This window comes from Brevundimonas sp., assembly GCF_030704825.1.
Classification (GTDB): domain Bacteria; phylum Pseudomonadota; class Alphaproteobacteria; order Caulobacterales; family Caulobacteraceae; genus Brevundimonas.
Genome location: NZ_JAUYNX010000011.1, coordinates 174,641 through 192,486, shown reverse-complemented (window position 1 = coordinate 192,486; position 17,846 = coordinate 174,641). Strand labels below are relative to the sequence as shown.

Sequence of the window (17,846 nt, the reverse complement as noted above, 5' to 3'; positions counted from 1 at the left end):
GGGTTGCGAAAATTGCTGTGTCTGGAAATGAAATTGTCGCAGCACGAATTCCTTCTCCCCTTGAGGGAGAAGGTGGCTCGCGAAGCGAGACGGATGAGGGGTGAAACACCCGTCTGTCCGTGGACCGCGTCTGCTCTCGCCCGCGCGCACGCGGACGCAGCCCCCTCATCCGGCCCTTCGGGCCACCTTCTCCCTCAAGGGGAGAAGGACGAATTGGGGCGGCGTCCCCCCCTCGACCCTCAAGCGGAGAAGGATCAGACCCGCGAAGCAGGAATCCTCGCCGCTGAACGACTCCTCTTCACCCGCGTTCTGGACCCGCAACACGGAGTCTGAACCATGGCCGCCCGACCCACCTGGCAGGGACATCTGAAGCTGTCGCTGGTGACCTGTCCGGTCGCCCTCTACACGGCGACCTCGAGCGCGAGCCACGTCAGCTTCCACCTGATCAATCCCGACACCAACAACCGCATCCGCATGGTGCCGACCGATCCGGACACGGGGCCGATCGAGCGCTCCGACCTGGTCAAGGGCTACGAGGTGTCCAAGGACGAATACGTCCTGTTCGACGACGCCGACTTCGACAAGGTCAAGCTGGAGTCGACCCGGACCATCGACATCAACCAGTTCGTCGACGAGGACGACATCGACCGGCTGTACTGGGACGACCCCTTCTATGTGGTGCCCGAGAAGGGCGTGGGGGCCGAGGCCTTCGCCGTGATCCGCGACGCCATGAAGGCGGCCGGCAAGATCGCCATAGGCTGCCTGGTGCTGCGCAACCGCGAACGGCAGATCGCGCTGGAGGTGCGGGGCAAGGGGCTGGTCGCCTACACCCTGCGGCCGCACGAGGAGGTGCGCGACGCCGGCGACTTCTTCGACGACATCCCGACGGTGAAGGCCGACAAGGACATGGTCGACATCGCCACCCGCATCATCGGCCAGAAGGATGCGGACTTCGATCCGTCGAAGTTCAAGGACCGCTACGACGACGCCCTGAAGGCGATGATCAAGGCCAAGCAGAGGGGTGGCAAGGGTCTGGTCGAGGCGCCCGAGCCCGACGACACCAATGTCATCGACCTGATGGAGGCGCTGCGGGCCAGCCTGAAGGGGTCGGCGGGCGGCAAGGCCCCGGCGAAGAAGGCGGCGGCGAAGAAGGCGGCTCCGGCGAGGAAGACGGCCGCGAAGAAGAAGGCGGCCTGAGCGCGCGCTTGACGCAAACCCTTTGCCGTCGCCCAGTGTTTGCAACGGACAGGCTGGGAGGCCGGGATGCGGTGGTGGGCGGTTCTGATCGGCGCGATGGCGCTGGCGTCATGGGCTCCGGCGCAGGCGCAGACCCCGGTCCCCGACGCCTTGGCGGACCCCATCTATGCGCCCCGGCCGCTGGTCAGCCTGACCCATCCCGAATGGTCCCGGAACGCGGTCCTCTACCAGCTCAACACGCGCCAGTTCACGCCGGAAGGCACCTTCCGCGCGGCCCAGGCCCAGTTGCCCCGGCTGAAATCCCTCGGCGTGGACATCATCTGGCTGATGCCCATCCATCCGATCGGTGAGCTGAACCGCAAGGGGACGCTGGGCAGCCCCTATTCGGTGCGCGACTATTTCGCGGTGAACCCCGAGTTCGGGACGAAGGAGGATCTGAAGGCCTTCGTCGACGCGGCCCATGCCGAGGGGATGCACGTGATCCTCGACTGGGTCGCCAATCACACCGCCTGGGACAATCCGCTGACCGTCTCGCATCCCGAATGGTACGAGCGCGACCTGGACGGAAATTTCCGGCCCACGCCCTGGTGGGACTGGTCCGACATCATCAACCTCAACTACGCCCACCCCGGGCTTCGGCAGTATATGACCGAGGCGCTGATGTACTGGGTGCGCGAGGTCGGGGTGGACGGCTACCGGGCCGACGTCGCCGGCTTCGTGCCGCTGGATTTCTGGAACACCGCCCGCGCGCAACTCGACGCCATCAAGCCTGTCTTCATGCTGGCCGAGTGGGAGATGCGCGACATGCACTACGCCGCCTTCGACGCGACCTACGCCTGGACCTGGAAGGAGGCGATGCAGGCCATCGCGGCCGGCCGGGCCGACACCGGCGCCCTGTTCGGCTTCTATTCGTGGAACGAGAGCGCCTATCCGCGCGAGGCGATGCGGATGACCTACACCTCCAACCACGACCAGAACGCCTGGGAGGGAACGGAGTACGAAAAGTACGGGCCGGCGCGCGAGGCGGCCATCGTCCTGTCGGTGACGGGGGAGGGGATTCCGCTGATCTACAACGGTCAGGAGGTCGGCAACACGCGCCGCCTGCAGTTCTTCGAGAAGGATCCGATCCAGTGGCCGGCGGACCATGCGCTGGACGAACAGGGCCGCCTGTACCAGCGGCTGTTCATGCTCAAACGGGCCAATCGGGCGCTTCAGAACGGGCAGTGGGGCGGGCGCATGCACCAGGTCGTCAACAGCGCCCCGCAGAAGGTGTTCAGCTTCTTCCGCGAGAAGGACGGGGACCAGGTGTTCGTGATCCTGAACCTGTCGGGAGACCCGCAGACCGTTACGTTCTCGGGCCGGCATCACTGCGGCGGCTATCGCGACTTCACCGACCATCGCCGGGTGCAGATCACCGCCGATGCGCAGATGACGCTGGAGCCGTGGGCCTGGCGGGTGCTCACCCGGAACGACATGGCGGCTCACGGCGTACCCAGCTCGCTTCGCGCGGAGCCGTGCGAAATCCGGTGATCCTGCCGCGCCGGAGCGGGCCGAACGCCAAGCACCTGTGAAATGACCTCTTCCGAATGCGCGACTTGACTCCCTCATACAGTATGCGGCATACACTGTGCATCACACACTATGTGAGATGCAGGGAAGCGGCATGAGCCTCGATCCGGACCTTTATGAAAGCATGCGACTGGAGCTGCGGCGCGGGTCGCTGGTGCTGGCGGTGCTCGCCTGTCTGAGGACCGAGCGGTACGGCTACACCCTGCGTCAGGCCCTGGCCGCCGACGGGCTGGAGATGGAGGAATCGACCCTCTATCCGCTGCTGCGCCGGCTGGAGAGCCAGGGGTTGCTGAACAGCGAATGGCGCGAGGAGGAGAAGCGGAAGAAGCGCTTCTACGTCCTGTCGCCCGGGGGCGTCGCCATGCTGGCCGCCCTGACCGGCGAATGGCGCGGCATCAACGCCTCGCTCGACAAGATTCTCTGAAACCGGGCTGAAGGGGAAAAGCCATGGACATGATCGACCGCTATCTGAACGCCGTCGCCGCGCAGTTGCCGCAGGACGAACGGGCCGACATCGTCGCCGAACTGCGCGACCTGATCCTGAGCCGGTTCGAGGCGAAGGAGGAGGAGCTGGGCCGCGCCCTGGGCGAGGACGAGCAGGAGGCCATCCTGCGCGAGATCGGCCATCCGCTGGTCGTGGCGGCGCGGTATCGCAAGGGGCCGGATTCGCTGGTCGGGCCGGAGCTGTTTCCCTACTGGCTGTTCGGGGTCAAGGCCGGGTTGCTGGTGCTGGGGGCGGTCTATGCGATCACCCTGTTCATCCGGCTGATCAGCGGCGCCGACGACGCCGGCCAGGCGATCGCCCACGCCTTTCACGGCTTCTTCGGAGCCGGTCTGACCCTGATCGGCGTGGCGACCGTGGCCGCCGGCATCTTCGAGCATCAGGGCATCCGGCCGGCGTGGATGACGAAGTGGCGGGTGAAGGACCTGGGCGCCTTCGGCCTGGCCGATCCGGCCGCCTGGGGCGCCTCGATGGCGGGCGCCGGGACGGCCAGGGCGTCCTGGATGCCCAAACCGCGAGCGAAGCCATGGCCGGGTGGGGAGTATCTGTTCTCCTTCCTCGCCGTCGGCATGTTCGTTCTGTGGTGGATCGGGGTGCTGCATTTCCCCGGCCTGGTGTCGATCGAGCTGCGCGGCCAGGACGCCGTGGTCAGCGGCGCGCCGATCTGGTCGATCCTGTTCGGACCCATCCTGCTGTACGCCTTCGCCCAGATGGCCGTCGACCTGGCCAGCCTCGTCCGCCCGTATGCGGTCCGGGCGCGCGCCGCGGCCCAGATCGTCATCGCCGCGGCCGGCCTGTGGCTGACCTGGGCCATCTTCGAGGCCGGCCACTGGTTCACCCTGACGCGCGACGGGGAGACGGCGCGGATCGGAGGCGACTGGACCATGCTGAACATCGACACGCTCGGGAAGCTGGGCGACGGCGGACGCGATCTGGCCGGGATCGCCTCGACCCTGTCGGTGGTGATGGTCTGGGTGCTGGCCTTCTCGGCCCTCGGCCTGGTGTTCAGGATCCTCGCCGGTCTGGGACGGCTGGCGCGCGGCGTGTAGGTTGGCCGCGATCAGAAGGCTCCGCCTTCCCGACCCGACGCGGCCCGCCACAGCAATGTCCGAAAACCGCGAGACTTCGGGGGCGGCATCCCCCATCTTGCGGCCATGGAAAACGCACATGAACTCGATCAGGAGGCCTGCTACCGCGCCGTGCTGACGCGCGACGCGCGGTTCGACGGGCGGTTCTTCGGCTGCGTCAAGACCACGGGCATCTACTGCCGGCCGGTCTGTCCGGCGCGGACGCCGAAGCGGGAGAACATGGTCTTCGTGGTCTCCGCCGCGGCGGCGGAGGAGGCGGGCTTCCGGGCCTGCCTGCGCTGCCGGCCCGAGACGGCCCCCGACATGGGCGCCTGGCGCGGGACGTCCAACACGGTGAGCCGGGCCCTGGCCCTGATCGAGGCGGGGGCGCTCGACGAGGGCGACGTCGATGGACTGGCCGGGCGGCTGGGCGTCGGCGAGCGGCACCTGCGGCGGCTGTTCCGCCAGCACCTGGGCGCGGCTCCGGTCAGCGTGGCCCAGACGCGGCGCGTGCTGCTGGCCAAGGCGCTGATTCACCAGACCGACCTGTCGATGGCCCAGGTGGCGCTCGGCTCGGGCTTCGGCAGCGTGCGGCGCTTCAACGAGACCTTCCAGGCCCTGTACGGCCGCCCGCCCTCGGCCCTGCGGCGGCGCGGCGAGCGGGCGCACGAGGGCGGGGTGCGGCTGAGCCTGTCCTACCGCCCGCCCTATGACCGGGACGCCATGTTCGCGGCCCTGACGGCGCGCGGCGACGCGGTCGAGGGGCGGCGCTGGTCGCGGCCGCTGACGAAGGATGTCGACGGCGCCGGGGGCTCGGTCACGGTCGAGCCGGCGGAGGCCGGGCGGGTCTCGGTCTGTGTCGAGGTCGACGACCTCAAGGCCCTGCCGGGGGTGCTGGCGCGGGTGCGGCGGGTGTTCGACCTTTCGGCCGATCCGGACGCGATCGGGCGCGACCTGTCGGCCGATCCGGCGCTGAAGCCCCTGGTCGAGGCGCGGCCGGGGCTGCGGCTGCCGGGCGACTGGATCGACGACGGGGGCCCGGATCAGGTCCGGGATGCGCCCAATGACCGATTGAACGATGAAACGCTCGCCGTCCGCGCCGAAGCCTGGCGCCCGTGGCGGGCCTACGGGGCGCTGCACCTCGCACTGGCGGGGATCAGCGGCGCCGACCTTGAGACGATGGAGAAAGACGATGCGAAACGCGCAGCCTGAGACCCTGACCCTGGACCGGATCGCCACGCCGGTGGGCGAGGTGCTGCTGGTCACCGACGGCGAAGGCGCCGTGCGGGCGCTGGACTTCGCCGACTACGAGGCGCGGATGACGCGGCTGCTGCGCCGCCACGCCCCCGGCGCGATCCTGACCGACGGGCGGGCGCCCCCGGCGGTGCGCCGGGCGGTCGAGGCCTGGTTCGGCGGCGATCTGGCGGCGCTCGACGGGCTGACGGTCAGGACCGGCGGCACGGCCTTCCAGCGCACCGTATGGGCGGCGCTGCGATCCATCCCGGCGGGCGAAACCCGGACCTATGGCCAGCTGGCGGCGGCGATCGGCTCGCCGAAGGCGGTGCGCGCCGCGGGCCTGGCCAACGGCCAGAACCCGATCGCCGTCATCGTGCCCTGTCACCGCGTGATCGGCGCGAACGGGACGCTGACCGGCTATGCCGGCGGACTGGAGCGAAAGCGCTGGCTGCTGAACCACGAGGGCGTTTCCGTCGCCTGACCTCTTGATTTCCCCGACCATCCGCCTAGATTGTCCCTGCTTATGCTGAAAGTGAGCATAAGTCGGCGACGGTCCGGCGGATCGGTCGCCGTTCTTCAGGCCTCTGATTTGCTCAAATCGAGCAAAAGGGATGCGAAATGGCTGACGGGACGTTCGGGCTGTCAAGGGAACTGGCGCGGGAGACCGCCCCCGTGTGGGCCAAGGTCAAGGATCACGTCACCCCGCTGGAATGGCCGGCGCAGGCCGCGCTGATCAGCGAGATCAATGCGCTGAAGAAGACGCGCGACGCGGTCATCCTGGCCCACAACTACATGACGCCGGAAATCTTCCACGGCGTCGGCGACTATGTCGGAGACAGCCTGGGCCTGGCCAAGGAGGCGGCGCGGTCAAAGGCGAAGGTGATCGTCCAGGCCGGCGTGCATTTCATGGCCGAGACCTCGAAGATCCTGAGCCCGGACAAGACGGTGCTGATCCCCGACCTGCGCGCCGGCTGCTCGCTGGCGGCCTCGATCACGGGCGCGGACGTGCGGCTGATCCGGCAGCGCTACCCGGGCCTCCCGGTGGTCACCTATGTCAACACCAGCGCGGACGTGAAGGCCGAGACCGACATCTGCTGCACCAGCGCCAACGCCGTGCAGGTGGTGGAATGGGCGGCCAGGGAATGGGGCGTCGACCGGGTGATCCTGATCCCCGACGAGTTCCTGGCGCGAAACGTCGCGGCGCAGACCAATGTCGGCATCATCGCCTGGAAAGGCCGCTGCGAGGTGCACGAGCGCTTCACCGCCGCCGACATCGCCGAGATGCGGGCGGCCTATCCGGGGGCGGAGATCCTGGCCCATCCGGAATGCCCCGAGGATGTTCTGGCGGCGGCGGATTTCGCCGGCTCGACGGCGGCGATGATCGACCATGTGACGGCGCGAAAGCCGAAGCAGGTGGTCCTGATCACCGAATGCTCGATGGCCGCCAACGTCGCCGGCGACCTGCCGGGCGTGTCGTTCGTCGGCCCCTGCAACCTGTGCCCGCACATGAAGCGGATCACCCTGGAGAACATCCGCGACTGCCTGGTCAACATGCAGTTCGAGGTGACGGTGCCCGAAGACATCGCCGACCGCGCCCGGCTGGCCGTTCAGCGGATGGTCGACCTGCCGCCGCCGGCGGCCCCGGCGCGCTACGACATGATCAAGGCGCGGCATCATGTGGCGGTGGAGCTGATCTGATGCACTACGTCCCGCCGGTCCGCCTCACGGCTGCGATCGATCCGAAGTCCCTGCGGCTTCTCGCCCTGCTGGCCTTGTGGCTGCGGTCGGAAAAGGCCACGTCCACGGGATGACAGACGCCAACACGCCCCGACCCGGTCCCTGGGATCCCAAGCCTGAGCGGACGACCGCTCCCGCGGCCGCCGCCCCGATCGATCGCGGCCCGCCGCGCACGGCCGAGCCGCCGCTGGACAAGGGCCAGCACCCGGTCTGGGCGGTGGTGTCGACCCTGCTGCTGGGCGGCTTCATCTGGTACGTCAGCCAGAGCTGGGTGATCGCGGTCGCGGCGATCTGGGGCCTGCTGGTGCACGAGTACGGCCATGTGCTGGCCATGAACCGGCTCGGCATGGGACCCGCGAAGATCTACATCATCCCGTTCCTCGGCGGGGTGGCCAAGAGCCAGCGCCTGCCGCAGAGCGAATGGCACGGGGTGCTGGTGTCTCTGGCGGGGCCGGCCTTCGGCCTGCTGGCGGCCATTCCCTTCTTTGGCCTGTTCATCGCCACGGGGCAGGGGATGTGGCTGCAGGGGGTGTTCATCATCGCCTTCATCAACCTGATCAACCTGGCTCCGGCCCCGCCGCTGGACGGCTCCAAGGCCCTCGGCCCGGTGCTGGCGCGGATTCACCCGATGCTGGAGAAGATCGTCGTCGGCCTGATCGGGGCGGTGGTGGTGCTGTGGGGCCTGACCAACGGCAGCTGGTTCTTCGCCGCCTTCCTGACCCTGGCGCTGGTCGGCCACCTGCGGCGCGGCGTCTGGCGGCCGGACGGCCGGCGGCTGGAATGGCCCGAGGCCGGCAAGAGCGTGGGCCTGTTCCTGGTCACCGCCGCCGCCTGCGTGGGCGTGGCCCTGGCCGCCCTGATGCCCGGCTCGGCCTCGCTGGCCGACGCCCTGGCCCACGGCGCCGGCTTCTTCGAGTTCAACCGGTGAACCGCATCCGTCATGACGGCCCGCTGATCGTCGGCGGCGGTCTGGCGGGGCTGTCGGCCGCGCTGGAGGCCGGGCCGCGCAAGGTGCTGGTGGTCACGCCCGCGCCCTTGCTGCAGGCCTGCTCGTCGGCCTGGGCGCAGGGCGGGGTGGCGGCGGCGCTGTCGGCGACGGACAATCCCGGTCTGCACGCGGCGGACACCACGGCGGCGGGCGCCGGCCTGGTCGAGGCGGAGGCGGTGCGCGCCCTGACCGACGACGGCCGGGCGACGGTGGAATGGCTGGCGTCGCTGGGAGCGCCTTTCGACCGCGACGCCCTCGGCGGTTTCGCGGTCAGCCTGGAAGCGGCGCATTCGAGGGCGCGCGTGGCGCGGGTCGGCGGCGACGGCGCCGGCCGGGCGATCCTGTCGGCCCTGGTCGCGGCGGTGCGCGCGGCGCCGCATGTCGAGGTGTGGGAAGACGGCCGGCTGCGCGGCCTGATCCAGGACGCGGGCGGCCGGGTTCGCGGCGCCCTGATCGAACGGGACGGGCGGCTGGTCGAGGTTCTGGCGGCGTCGGTGGTGCTGGCGACGGGCGGAGCGGGCGGCCTGTTCGCCCGGACGACCACGCCCGCGGCCCTGCTGGGCGAGGGAATGGCGCTCGCGTACCGGGCCGGGGCGGAGATCCTCGATCCCGAGTTCGTGCAGTTTCACCCCACCGCCATCGATGTCGGCCTCGATCCCATGCCGCTGGCGACCGAGGCGCTGCGGGGCGAGGGCGCGCGCCTGGTCGACCGCGACGGCCGCTTTCTGCTGGGCGAGGCCGCCGACGCCGACCTGAAGGCGCGCGACGTGGTGGCGCGGGCGGTGCATTCGGCGCGCGCGGCCGGGCGCGGGGCCTTCCTCGACGCGCGGGTGATCGGACCCGAATTCCCCGAGGCCTTCCCGGCGGTGTTCGCCGCCTGCATGCGGGCGGGTCTGGATCCGCGCGAGACGCCGGTCCCGGTGGCGGCGGCGGCCCACTATCACATGGGCGGGATCGCCGCCGGGGCCGACGGGCGGACCAGCCTTCCCGGCCTGTTCGCGGTCGGCGAATGCGCCGCGACCGGCGTGCACGGGGCCAACCGGCTGGCGTCCAATTCGCTGCTGGAGGCCGCGGCCTTCGGGCGGCGGACGGGGCGGGCGGCGGGCGGCGAAGCGCTGGTGGACGGCCCGACCCTGGCGGTCGTGCCGTCGCCCGACCTGTCGCCCGAGGCCCTGGGCACGCTGCGCGAGACGATGAGCCGTTGCGTGGGCGTGGTGCGCGACGCGGCGGGCCTGACGGAGGCGCTGGAGATCATGGCGGGGCTGGAGCCGGCCGCGCCGGGCGCCCTGCCGCTGGCGGCGGCCCGGCTGATCGCCGAGGCGGCGCTGGCCCGCCGCGAGAGCCGGGGCGGGCATTTCCGCGCGGACTATCCGGCGGCGGCCTCCGTGGCGGGGCATACGAGGCTGCGAGCACAACCTCAGGATGCAAAGTCTTTCGCGCGGGCGGAAAGGGCGGCATAGTGACGCTCGGAGCAATGCGATGACCCAATCCCCGCCCGGCATGGAGGAAGGCTTGGCCGCCTTCCGGTTCGATTTCGACCGGTTCGAACAGATGTTTGAGCAGGGAATACTCAATCAGCTGGGTCCGCGTATCGAACTGCTGGACGGAAGGATCGTCGAGATGGCTCCAGGGTCTGACGATCACAGCCAGACGAATGCGGACCTGGTCATCAGGCTCGGCATGAGGCTGCTCGAGGCCGGACTCACAGATCAGTTCGGTGTCCGGACCGCCGGTACGCTGCGCATTGGTGACTACAACGCGCCGGAGCCGGATGTGTTTGTGGTGCGCAACTTTTCCGGCCGCAAATACGCCCAGGCGTCAGACGCCGTGCTGGTCGTCGAGGTCTCGATATCGACCCGGGCGAAAGACCTGCGGATCAAGTCTCCACTTTACGCCCGCGCGGGCATTCCCGAGTTCTGGATGGTCGAGCCCGAGGCCCGTCTGGTCCGGGTCCTCCGCAACCCGCAGTCCGACGGAAGCTGGGGTCATGAGTCGGTGGTGACCGAGGGCGTGGTCACGCCGCTGTTCCCGGATCAGGTGCGCGTCGATCTGGCGGAACTGTTCTGACCCCCATGCTCCCTGACATTCTGATCGAACCCATCGTTCGCGCCGCGCTGGCCGAGGATCTCGGCCGCGCCGGCGATGCGACGGCGCAGGCCTGCATCCCCGAGGGCGCCCGGATGCGGGCCGTGTTCGCGGCGCGCAAGGCCGGGGTGCTGGCCGGCGTCGACTGCGTCCGGCTGGCCGTGCGGGCGATGGATCCGAAGGCGTCGATCGAGCTGAAGCTGCGCGACGGCGACGCCTTCGAGGCCGGCGCCGTGCTGGCCGAGGTCGAGGCCGACGCGCGCGCCTTCCTCGCCGCCGAGCGGACGGCGCTGAATCTGCTGGGGCGGCTGTGCGGGATCGCGACCCTGACCCGGGCCTATGTCGAGGCGGTCGGCGGCACGAAGGCGCGGATCGCCGACACCCGCAAGACCACCCCGGGCCTGCGCGCGCTGGAGAAGCACGCCGTGCTGTGCGGCGGCGGCGTCAACCACCGCTTCGGCCTGGATGACGCCATCCTGATCAAGGACAACCACATCGCCGTCTGCGGCGGGGTCGGCGAGGCGATCCGGCGGGCGCGCGCCGCCGTCGGCCATCTGATGAAGATCGAGGTCGAGGTCGACGGGCTGGACCAGCTGGACGAGGCGCTGGCCGGGCGGCCCGACGTGATCATGCTGGATAATTTCACCCTGCCGATGCTGCGCGAGGCGGTGGCCCGCACGGCCGGGCGGGTGACGCTCGAGGCCTCGGGCGGGGTCAATCTGGAGACGGTGCGCAGCATCGCCGAGACGGGCGTGGACGTGATCTCGGTCGGCGCCCTGACCCATTCGGCCCCGACGCTGGATGTGGGTCTGGACGTCCAGCCAGGCTGACCGGGCGACCGCCGTTCCGGAACGGGCCCGGTCGTCGCGGGTTCTTTCCACAACGGAAGGAGACCCCATGACCCACGCCCCCCGAATACCGAAGGAACAGATCAGCTTCGCCGACAAGGGCAAGCGCACGGTCGAGGAGGCGGCGAATTCCGACCGGCGCGACCTGAAGACGGGCGCTCAGTCCAGCCAGCCCGGCGACGCCGACGTCAATCTCGACACCCAGGGACGGTTCGGCAATCTGAAGCAGAACCTGACCAACCAGTGGAAGGTGCAGGACCGCTGATCATGGCCAACAACCAGCACAACCCGACGCCCGAGGACACCAAGCGCTGGGGCGGGCCCGGCGCCAGCCACGAGAATGCGAAGAAAGAGCCGCCGGCGTTCGAGGACCCGCGCGAGGGCGGCCCGACCAATCCCCGGAACAGCAAGGTTTCAGGCGGCGGCGGCGAGCGCGATCTCAAACACAGTCACGATGACGCGCACCGATCGTCGAAGGGTCACCGGGACGCCTGAAGGGCTCAGGCGGTCGGACTGGACGGCGCCGACGGGGCGGCGGACTCCACGGCGGCGTTCTGGGGAGCCGGGGCCGGCGTCGCCGGCGCGGCGGCGGCCGGGGCCGGAGCGGGATTTTCGCCGCGCTCCTGGGCGACCAGCATGTTGTAGGCCACCGCGCCCGCCTCCATCACCGGTCCGGTCGGATCGAGGCTCGCCTGGATCAGGCGCGGCGCGTCGGCGTCGCCGGAAGGCCGGGCGGCGTAGGTGAAGGCTCCGCGCGAACCCGAGCGGCCGCCGAATCGATAGAAGACGTGGTCGCCGACCTGGTTGATCCGCACCAGGGAGTTCCGCCACCCGGGGGCGACTCCGGTGGTGTGGAAATGGGTGGCGTTGCCGACGGCGGAATAGACGCTGCCGGACAGGGCGCTGGAGGCGATGTCGCGGGCCCGGTTCCAGGCGGCGCGATTGACCCGGCCGCGCATGGAGCCGTCGCAGGTGAAGCTGAATTGGCAGCCGGTCCGGCGGCCGGCGCCTTGGAACACCACGCCGCACACGCTGTTCGGAAAGGCGCCGTGGCGAACCCGGTTGAGGACCACCTGGGCGACGGCGCGCATGCCGTCGCGACCCTCGCCGCGGGCTTCGTAATAGGCGGCCTGGGTCAGGCAATCCAGATCGCGCGAGGCGTCGAGCGCGCCGCCGAGGCGGAAGGGCTGGGCCGCGACCGGGCCCGTCAGGCTGACCCGGCGAAGATTGGAATCGGCGGCCGGCGCGCGCAATTGTTCGAGACGGGCGGTCAGGAGCTCGGCCTGCCGGTCGCGCTGGGCGCCGCCCGCGACGGTGTAGGGATCGTGCCGGCGGGCGATGGCCAGGGCGCTCTCGTCGAGTCCGCCCGCCGCGGCGGCGAGCGCCTCTTCAGTGAAGCCCGCGGCGGTCGCGCCCTCGATGCGCTCGGCCTGGGTCCGCACGGTCGTGGCCTTGGCCGCCGTCCCGCCCAGATAGGCGCAGCCGATCGCCAGTCCCACCAATGCGCCGAACGCCGCCGCCGCCGATCCGGGCCGAATCCGGGCCGCACGATCAACAGGGGGGGTCACACGCGTTTGCGGGGCTTTCGGCAAGGGCTCGGTCCTGTACGGCAGGGCGCAATGCCGCCCCCGGGTAGTCTCGCAACCGGGCGACCCCCTCCAATCCCTGGAGACCGGCGTCGCGATCCGCTTGCGGTAAATCGATGGTCGGCGAACGGGCCGGCTATCGAGGACGCGCCTTAAGCCAGCCGTTTGTGGCGCCAATGTGGTTGATTCGCAAGATTGGTGTGCGGCGCAACATCGCGGCCATGATGGAATGTATTGCAGAGTGAGGTCGATCAGGGCTGTTAGTCGGCGGGATCAGTGAACATCCCCGATACTGTATTTCCCGACACAGGCTCGACACGGTGCAGGTGTCGCCGGTCGGAAGTTTGATTTGAACGCAGGGAAACTATTGTCTTCGAAGGCGCTCTCGTCGGCGCGTCGACTTGGCGTACGGAACCGGAACCGGCCGGTCCCGGATCGCGTTCAGGCTTCGCCATTTGGAGAACCCGGTCATGAAACGCGCAGCCATCACCCTTGCGGTCGCCCTCTCGGCGCTCGCCGCCGCCGCCTGCGGCCATACCATCGAACAGAAGGCGGCGACCGGCGCCATCGCCGGGGCGGTGGTGGCGGGGCCGGTCGGCGCGGCCGTGGGCGGCGCCGCGGGCGCCGCGGTCGGCCAGGCCGAGAAGCCGAACTGACGCATTTTCGCATCGGGCGGGCGGGGCGGCGCGATTCGCCGCCTCGCAACCTTGATTTCGGCGCCCATATAGGGTTAGCCGACGCGCCCGGGCCCAGCGACGCTCGCCTCGCGGCCGTTCCGCCTATCCCGACAAACGATCAAGGACATCGACGCCCTCCGCATGAGAGATCTGAAACAGACCGGCTTCACTGACCGCCTCACCGCCCAGCAGGAAGCCAAGAAGGCCCTGCTGGCCCGGTTCAAGCCCAAGCCCGCCGCCCCCGACCCCGAATTCGAGAAGCTCGCCATCAAGCGCGCCGCCGAGAAGGAGGCGCTGCGCCAGCAGCACGAGCTGGCCAAGGCCGAGGTGCGTCGCCAGAAGGCCGAGCAGGAGGCCGCCCGGCTGGAAGCCGCCCGCCTCGCCGAGGAAGAGAGCGAAGCCGAACGCCGCGGCGCCCGCAAGGAGCGCAAGGCCCTGACCAAGGCCGAGCAGAAGGCCGCCCGCGACGCCCGCTACGCGGCCCGCAAGGCGCGCACCCGCTAGCCGGCGCCCTTCGCCGCGCCCTCCGGCGCGACGAGGTCTCCCAGCACCTTGGCCAGCTGCTCGCCCGAATAGGGTTTGCGCAGGAAGGGCCAGGGTGCGTCCGCCAAGGCCGCGTCGACATCGTCCCCGGCGTAGCCCGAGGTCAGAACCACCTGCATCCGCGGGTGGTCGCGTTCGCACAGGCGCGCCAGTTCGATGCCGGTCATTCCGCCGGGCATGACCACGTCGCTCAGCATGATGTCGAACCGCTCGCGCTTCAGCATCTCCCGCGCCTGCGGCCCGGTCTCGACGGCCCTGACCTCCAGTCCCAGACCTTCCAGCAGTTCGAGCGCCACCGCGGCGACGCCGACGTCGTCCTCGACCAGCAGCAGTCGTCGTCCCGCGCTCATGGGCCGGGCGGACCCCGGCGTCGCCGGGACGGTCGCGTCCGCTTCGCCGGACAGCGGCGGAAGATAGAGCCGGATTTCCGTTCCGCGACCGACCGTCGAGGAGATATGCGCCGCGCCGCCGCTCTGGCGGGCGAAGCCGTAGACCTGGCTCAGGCCGAGGCCGGTGCCCTTGCCCACGCCCTTGGTGGTGAAGAAGGGCTCGAACACCCGTCCGATGACTTCAGGCGGCATGCCCGAGCCGTTGTCCGACACCGTGACGCAGACGTAGGTTCCGGGGGGCAGGTCCGGCACGTCGCCGGCCTGGACGGCGCACGACATCGTCTGCACCACGATGCGGCCCTTGTCGCCAAGGGCGTCCCGGGCGTTGACGACCAGATTCAGCAGGGCGGCCTCGAACTGCGAGGGATCGACGCTGACCCGGGCCCCGCCCCGGCGCAGCTTGAGCTTGAACTCGACGGCTTCGCCGACCGCGCGGCGCAGCAGGGGCTCGCTTTCGCGGATCTGGGTGTTGAGATCCATGGCCTGGGGCCGCAAGGTCTGACGGCGCGAGAAGGCCAGAAGCTGATGCGTCAGGCCCTCGCCGCGCCGCGCCGCCGCCAGCGCCGCCTCGCCCAGCCTCTGACGTTTGGCGGCGTCGTCGGGCGAGCGCAGCATGATGTCCAGCGCGCCGATCACCACGGTCAGCAGGTTGTTGAAGTCGTGCGCGACCCCGCCGGTCAGCCGTCCCACCGCCTCCATGCGCTGGGCATGCATCAGATCGGCTTCGGCCTTGGCCTTCTCCGCGAGCGCCTCGCCGACCCGTTCCTCAAGCAGTTCGTTGATGCGCTTCAGGTCCTCCTCGGCGCGCTTGGCCTCGGTGACGTCGATGTTGGCGCCGACGTAACCCTGGAAAATCCCCGACCCGTCGAACCGCGCCAGGCCCTCGCATCGCAGCCATCGTTCGCCCATCGCCGGATGCCGCACGCGCACCAGGCTCTCGAACCGGTCCTGCCGTTCAAAGGCGGTCTCCAGGGCCTTCGTGAACCCCGGGGCGTCTTCGGGATGAATCAGGCGATTCCAGCCCTCTTCGAGCTGGGTTTCGGAGTCGATGCCGAAGAAGGTGCGGTAGCGGCGATTGGCGAAAATGGGCCGGCCCTCGGCGTCCAGCATCCAGATCAGCGCCGGCGCGCTGTCGGCGACGGTGCGGAACCGGGTTTCGGACTCCAGCAGACGCGCCTGGGCCTCGCGGATGTCGGTTACATCGAAGGCCACGCCGACGAAGCCGATCACCTCCCCGTCGGCGCCCAGCCGGGGCCGGGAGAAGGACTTCAGCCAGCGGTATTCGCCGTCGTGACGCAGATAGCGGGCCTCCATCGAGAAGGGCTGGCCCGTCGCCTCGCCGGCCAGGGATTCGCTGATGATGCGTTCGTGGTCGTCGGGGTGGATCACCGCGCGCCAGTCCGCCAGCCGCGCCTCTTCGTAGGTTCCGCCGTTGAAGGCGACATAGGCCTGGTTGACGAAGGCGCGGGTGCGGTCCTGCTGGGTCACCCAGATCAGCACCGGCGCAGTGTCGGCGATGGCCCGGAAGCGTTCCTCGCTCTCGCGCACCTCGCCCTCGGCCCGCGTGCGCTCGATTTCCGTCCAGGTCCGGGTCGCGACCTCCTGCAGCAGCTCGGCCTCCGCCTCGCTCCACTCGCGCACGCCGGAGTGATGAGCGTACAGGAAGGCGCGCAGACGGCCGCCCCGGATCACCGGGGCGCGCATCAGGGCGCGGGTGCCCAGTTTCTGGAAGACGTCCAGCGCATCCCTGGTGCGCGGATCCTGCTCGACGTCGGAGATGCGGATCAGCCGGCCCTCGGACAGATCGGGGATCAACTCCCCGCCGAAGTCCTCCAGGCGGAATTCGCCCTGCGCGCTGACCACTCCGGCGGTCCAGTCCCGGGACATGGAGACCATGCCGCGTTCCTGGTCGACTTCGCCGTAGCCGACCCGATCCGCCCCGAGTTCGGATCCGAGGGCCCGTTCCGCCTCGAGCATGACCTCTTCCGGCGTCGCCAGGTCGCGCACCCGGTCGGTCAGGCTCAACAGGAAGGTCTGCCGGCGCTCCTGCCGCTCCAGGGCGTCCAGCGCCTCGCGTGTTTCGGTGACGTCGAACGACATGCCGACATAGCCGAGGAAGGTCCCTTCGCCGTCGAAGCGCGGCTTGACCGATATGCGCATCCAGCGCCAGGCGCCGTCCGCGCGCTGGAAGCGCGCCTCGAACCCGTAGGGGAGGCGGTCCGGCCGGGCCGCCTCCATGGCCGCCTCGACCGAGGCCACGTCTTCGGGATGGATGGCCAGTTTCCACACGTCCCCGAGGATGCGGTCCGCGGGTTGTCCGTAGAAATCGACGAGGGCCGCGTTGACGAATTCGACCTGGGCCTCGGCGTTTGTCATCCAGACCGGCGACGGGGCGGTGTCCGCCATCAGGCGGAAGCGGGTCTCGCTTTCCCGCAGCGCGGCCTCGGCGGCCCGGGCCTCGGTGACGTCGATGTTGACGCCGATCATCCCGCCGTACCGGCCGTCCGGCTCGATGCGGGGATGGGCGTCGGTATGCAGGATGCGCCACTGTCCGTCGTGGCGAAGGAAACGGGCCTCGGTTTCGAACGGGACCTGGCGGTTCCCGGCGTCGATCGTCGCCGCCAGCACCCGTTCGGCGTCGTCGGGATGGATCAGCGAGGCGAACTCGAATCCCTCCAGCGATTCCGGCACGGCCCAGAAGGCGCGCTGGGCGGCGTTCAGGTGGACGCAACGTCCGGTCGGGTCGCTCATCCACAGCATGACCGGGGCGTGTTCGCTGATCAGGCGCAGCTGATGCTCGCTGTCGTCGATGCGGGCCTTCGAACGACGCAGTGCGTCCAGCGAGGCGTCCAGCGCCCCGACCATGTCCCGCAGCGCCGCGCCCACGACGGTGACGAACAGCCCCACGACCACGAAGTTGACCGTCGCCACGACGCCGATCCGGTCAGCCAGTCCGGCCCCCCGGGCGTCGAGGCCGACAACCGCCCAGCCGCCGAACAGACAGACCACGGTGGCGACCAGACCCGCCAGCCGGCCAGCCGCCAACGAGGCGACGATCACCGCAGGCAGCAGGATCATGAAGCCGGTCAGGTCGCCGTAGAAGCCGTCCAGGGCCGCGCGGACCAGCAGGGCGACGCCGGCGGCTCCGGCTCCGATCAGGGCCGAGGCCCACCACGGGCGCGTCCTGACGCGCGCCAGCCGGGTTACGGCGGTGCCGATGCTGGAAAATCGGCCGAAGTCCCCCAACGCGTCCATCAACCCCCAACATCGCGCGTGCGCGACTTGAGCGAACGTATTTGGTCCCGTTGCGTTCCGGCAAGCGCGACGATTGCGTCGGCCCCTTGCGCACAAGGGGCCGACGCCTAACTCCAACCCACGAAGCGCCCGCCGGGCTGATGATCGACGACGGACGGCGCACGAGA

At 69.9% G+C, this 17,846-nt stretch carries 18 protein-coding genes and 1 pseudogene; 16 read left to right on the top strand and 3 right to left on the bottom strand.

The genetic code is table 11. From position 1 onward, the window contains the following. The first annotated feature begins 336 nt into the window (after nucleotides 1-336). Entirely contained in the window at nucleotides 337-1,197 is an 861-nt protein-coding gene (locus tag Q8Q71_RS04675; protein ID WP_305758477.1) for a Ku protein, read from the top strand. A 66-nt stretch (nucleotides 1,198-1,263) separates the two neighbouring features. After that, nucleotides 1,264-1,911 (top strand): annotated as a pseudogene (locus tag Q8Q71_RS17205) (alpha-amylase family glycosyl hydrolase); the annotation flags it as partial. 362 nt (nucleotides 1,912-2,273) lie between these two features. Here the strand turns inward: Q8Q71_RS17205 and Q8Q71_RS17200 are convergent. Beyond that, nucleotides 2,274-2,384 carry a hypothetical protein gene (locus Q8Q71_RS17200; RefSeq protein ID WP_371315926.1) on the bottom strand — a complete coding sequence of 37 codons (111 nt, stop codon included), beginning with the start codon at nucleotides 2,382-2,384 and terminating at the stop codon, nucleotides 2,274-2,276. On the opposite strand from Q8Q71_RS17200, the gene Q8Q71_RS17195 reads away from it, so the two are divergent. The 12 genes from Q8Q71_RS17195 (at nucleotide 2,383) to Q8Q71_RS04615 (ending at nucleotide 11,724) form a co-directional block, all read left to right on the top strand. After that, the gene (locus Q8Q71_RS17195; protein WP_371315925.1) at nucleotides 2,383-2,727 is read left to right on the top strand and encodes an alpha-glucosidase C-terminal domain-containing protein; all 345 of its coding nucleotides are present in this window, start codon (nucleotides 2,383-2,385) and stop codon (nucleotides 2,725-2,727) included. The two genes, Q8Q71_RS17200 and Q8Q71_RS17195, sit on opposite strands and share 2 nt — an antisense overlap. Nucleotides 2,728-2,860: 133 nt before the next feature. Beyond that, nucleotides 2,861-3,190 carry a PadR family transcriptional regulator gene (locus Q8Q71_RS04665; RefSeq protein ID WP_305758475.1) on the top strand — a complete coding sequence of 110 codons (330 nt, stop codon included), beginning with the start codon at nucleotides 2,861-2,863 and terminating at the stop codon, nucleotides 3,188-3,190. 23 nt (nucleotides 3,191-3,213) lie between these two features. Further along, nucleotides 3,214-4,317, top strand: coding sequence for a hypothetical protein (locus tag Q8Q71_RS04660; protein ID WP_305758474.1), 1,104 nt, complete (start codon nucleotides 3,214-3,216; stop codon nucleotides 4,315-4,317). A 105-nt stretch (nucleotides 4,318-4,422) separates the two neighbouring features. Further along, nucleotides 4,423-5,547, top strand: coding sequence for a bifunctional transcriptional activator/DNA repair enzyme AdaA (locus Q8Q71_RS04655; protein WP_305758473.1), 1,125 nt, complete (start codon nucleotides 4,423-4,425; stop codon nucleotides 5,545-5,547). Continuing rightward, complete coding sequence (locus Q8Q71_RS04650) at nucleotides 5,528-6,052, top strand: methylated-DNA--[protein]-cysteine S-methyltransferase (protein ID WP_305758472.1); 525 nt, start codon at nucleotides 5,528-5,530, stop codon at nucleotides 6,050-6,052. The genes Q8Q71_RS04655 and Q8Q71_RS04650 overlap by 20 nt, the downstream gene beginning before the upstream one ends. A gap of 137 nt (nucleotides 6,053-6,189) precedes the next feature. Beyond that, a complete protein-coding gene (gene nadA, locus Q8Q71_RS04645; RefSeq protein ID WP_305758471.1) occupies nucleotides 6,190-7,269 on the top strand; it encodes a quinolinate synthase NadA in 1,080 nt (359 codons plus the stop codon). 109 nt (nucleotides 7,270-7,378) lie between these two features. Continuing rightward, nucleotides 7,379-8,236 carry a metalloprotease gene (locus tag Q8Q71_RS04640; RefSeq protein WP_305758470.1) on the top strand — a complete coding sequence of 286 codons (858 nt, stop codon included), beginning with the start codon at nucleotides 7,379-7,381 and terminating at the stop codon, nucleotides 8,234-8,236. Next, nucleotides 8,233-9,756 (top strand): L-aspartate oxidase, encoded by a 1,524-nt coding sequence (locus Q8Q71_RS04635; RefSeq protein ID WP_305758469.1) that lies wholly within the window; start codon nucleotides 8,233-8,235, stop codon nucleotides 9,754-9,756. The genes Q8Q71_RS04640 and Q8Q71_RS04635 overlap by 4 nt, the downstream gene beginning before the upstream one ends. Nucleotides 9,757-9,775: 19 nt before the next feature. After that, on the top strand, nucleotides 9,776-10,363 hold the full coding sequence (locus Q8Q71_RS04630) for a Uma2 family endonuclease (protein ID WP_305758468.1): 588 nt from the start codon (nucleotides 9,776-9,778) through the stop codon (nucleotides 10,361-10,363). Between the two features lie 5 nt (nucleotides 10,364-10,368). After that, on the top strand, nucleotides 10,369-11,211 hold the full coding sequence (gene nadC / locus Q8Q71_RS04625) for a carboxylating nicotinate-nucleotide diphosphorylase (protein ID WP_305758467.1): 843 nt from the start codon (nucleotides 10,369-10,371) through the stop codon (nucleotides 11,209-11,211). A gap of 67 nt (nucleotides 11,212-11,278) precedes the next feature. Next, entirely contained in the window at nucleotides 11,279-11,494 is a 216-nt protein-coding gene (locus Q8Q71_RS04620; RefSeq protein WP_305758466.1) for a hypothetical protein, read from the top strand. 2 nt (nucleotides 11,495-11,496) lie between these two features. Next, nucleotides 11,497-11,724, top strand: a complete 228-nt coding sequence (locus tag Q8Q71_RS04615) for a hypothetical protein (protein WP_305758465.1) — start codon at nucleotides 11,497-11,499, stop codon at nucleotides 11,722-11,724. Between the two features lie 5 nt (nucleotides 11,725-11,729). Here the strand turns inward: Q8Q71_RS04615 and Q8Q71_RS04610 are convergent, their stop codons facing one another. Continuing rightward, complete coding sequence (locus Q8Q71_RS04610) at nucleotides 11,730-12,797, bottom strand: cell wall hydrolase (RefSeq protein WP_305758464.1); 1,068 nt, start codon at nucleotides 12,795-12,797, stop codon at nucleotides 11,730-11,732. Nucleotides 12,798-13,285: 488 nt separating this feature from the next. On the opposite strand from Q8Q71_RS04610, the gene Q8Q71_RS04605 reads away from it, so the two are divergent. Together Q8Q71_RS04605 and Q8Q71_RS04600 are read left to right on the top strand one after the other, a co-directional pair. Continuing rightward, nucleotides 13,286-13,471 carry a hypothetical protein gene (locus Q8Q71_RS04605; protein ID WP_305758463.1) on the top strand — a complete coding sequence of 62 codons (186 nt, stop codon included), beginning with the start codon at nucleotides 13,286-13,288 and terminating at the stop codon, nucleotides 13,469-13,471. 162 nt (nucleotides 13,472-13,633) lie between these two features. Beyond that, nucleotides 13,634-13,996 carry a DUF6481 family protein gene (locus tag Q8Q71_RS04600; RefSeq protein WP_305758462.1) on the top strand — a complete coding sequence of 121 codons (363 nt, stop codon included), beginning with the start codon at nucleotides 13,634-13,636 and terminating at the stop codon, nucleotides 13,994-13,996. Here Q8Q71_RS04600 and Q8Q71_RS04595 read toward each other — a convergent pair. Next, nucleotides 13,993-17,679, bottom strand: coding sequence for a PAS domain S-box protein (locus Q8Q71_RS04595; protein WP_305758461.1), 3,687 nt, complete (start codon nucleotides 17,677-17,679; stop codon nucleotides 13,993-13,995). The genes Q8Q71_RS04600 and Q8Q71_RS04595 overlap by 4 nt on opposite strands. Between the last annotated feature and the right edge of the window lie 167 nt (nucleotides 17,680-17,846).

Bases quoted from the DNA above. Each gene is read 5' to 3' on its own strand.
- Q8Q71_RS04675 (WP_305758477.1), top strand. From the start codon at position 337: ATGGCCGCCCGACCCACCTGGCAGGGACATCTGAAGCTGTCGCTGGTG.
- Q8Q71_RS17195 (WP_371315925.1), top strand. From the start codon at position 2,383: ATGCTCAAACGGGCCAATCGGGCGCTTCAGAACGGGCAGTGGGGCGGG.
- Q8Q71_RS17200 (WP_371315926.1), bottom strand. From the start codon at position 2,384: ATGAACAGCCGCTGGTACAGGCGGCCCTGTTCGTCCAGCGCATGGTCC.
- Q8Q71_RS04665 (WP_305758475.1), top strand. From the start codon at position 2,861: ATGAGCCTCGATCCGGACCTTTATGAAAGCATGCGACTGGAGCTGCGG.
- Q8Q71_RS04660 (WP_305758474.1), top strand. From the start codon at position 3,214: ATGGACATGATCGACCGCTATCTGAACGCCGTCGCCGCGCAGTTGCCG.
- Q8Q71_RS04655 (WP_305758473.1), top strand. From the start codon at position 4,423: ATGGAAAACGCACATGAACTCGATCAGGAGGCCTGCTACCGCGCCGTG.
- Q8Q71_RS04650 (WP_305758472.1), top strand. From the start codon at position 5,528: ATGCGAAACGCGCAGCCTGAGACCCTGACCCTGGACCGGATCGCCACG.
- nadA (WP_305758471.1), top strand. From the start codon at position 6,190: ATGGCTGACGGGACGTTCGGGCTGTCAAGGGAACTGGCGCGGGAGACC.
- Q8Q71_RS04640 (WP_305758470.1), top strand. From the start codon at position 7,379: ATGACAGACGCCAACACGCCCCGACCCGGTCCCTGGGATCCCAAGCCT.
- Q8Q71_RS04630 (WP_305758468.1), top strand. From the start codon at position 9,776: ATGACCCAATCCCCGCCCGGCATGGAGGAAGGCTTGGCCGCCTTCCGG.
- nadC (WP_305758467.1), top strand. From the start codon at position 10,369: ATGCTCCCTGACATTCTGATCGAACCCATCGTTCGCGCCGCGCTGGCC.
- Q8Q71_RS04620 (WP_305758466.1), top strand. From the start codon at position 11,279: ATGACCCACGCCCCCCGAATACCGAAGGAACAGATCAGCTTCGCCGAC.
- Q8Q71_RS04615 (WP_305758465.1), top strand. From the start codon at position 11,497: ATGGCCAACAACCAGCACAACCCGACGCCCGAGGACACCAAGCGCTGG.
- Q8Q71_RS04605 (WP_305758463.1), top strand. From the start codon at position 13,286: ATGAAACGCGCAGCCATCACCCTTGCGGTCGCCCTCTCGGCGCTCGCC.
- Q8Q71_RS04600 (WP_305758462.1), top strand. From the start codon at position 13,634: ATGAGAGATCTGAAACAGACCGGCTTCACTGACCGCCTCACCGCCCAG.
- Q8Q71_RS04595 (WP_305758461.1), bottom strand. From the start codon at position 17,679: ATGGACGCGTTGGGGGACTTCGGCCGATTTTCCAGCATCGGCACCGCC.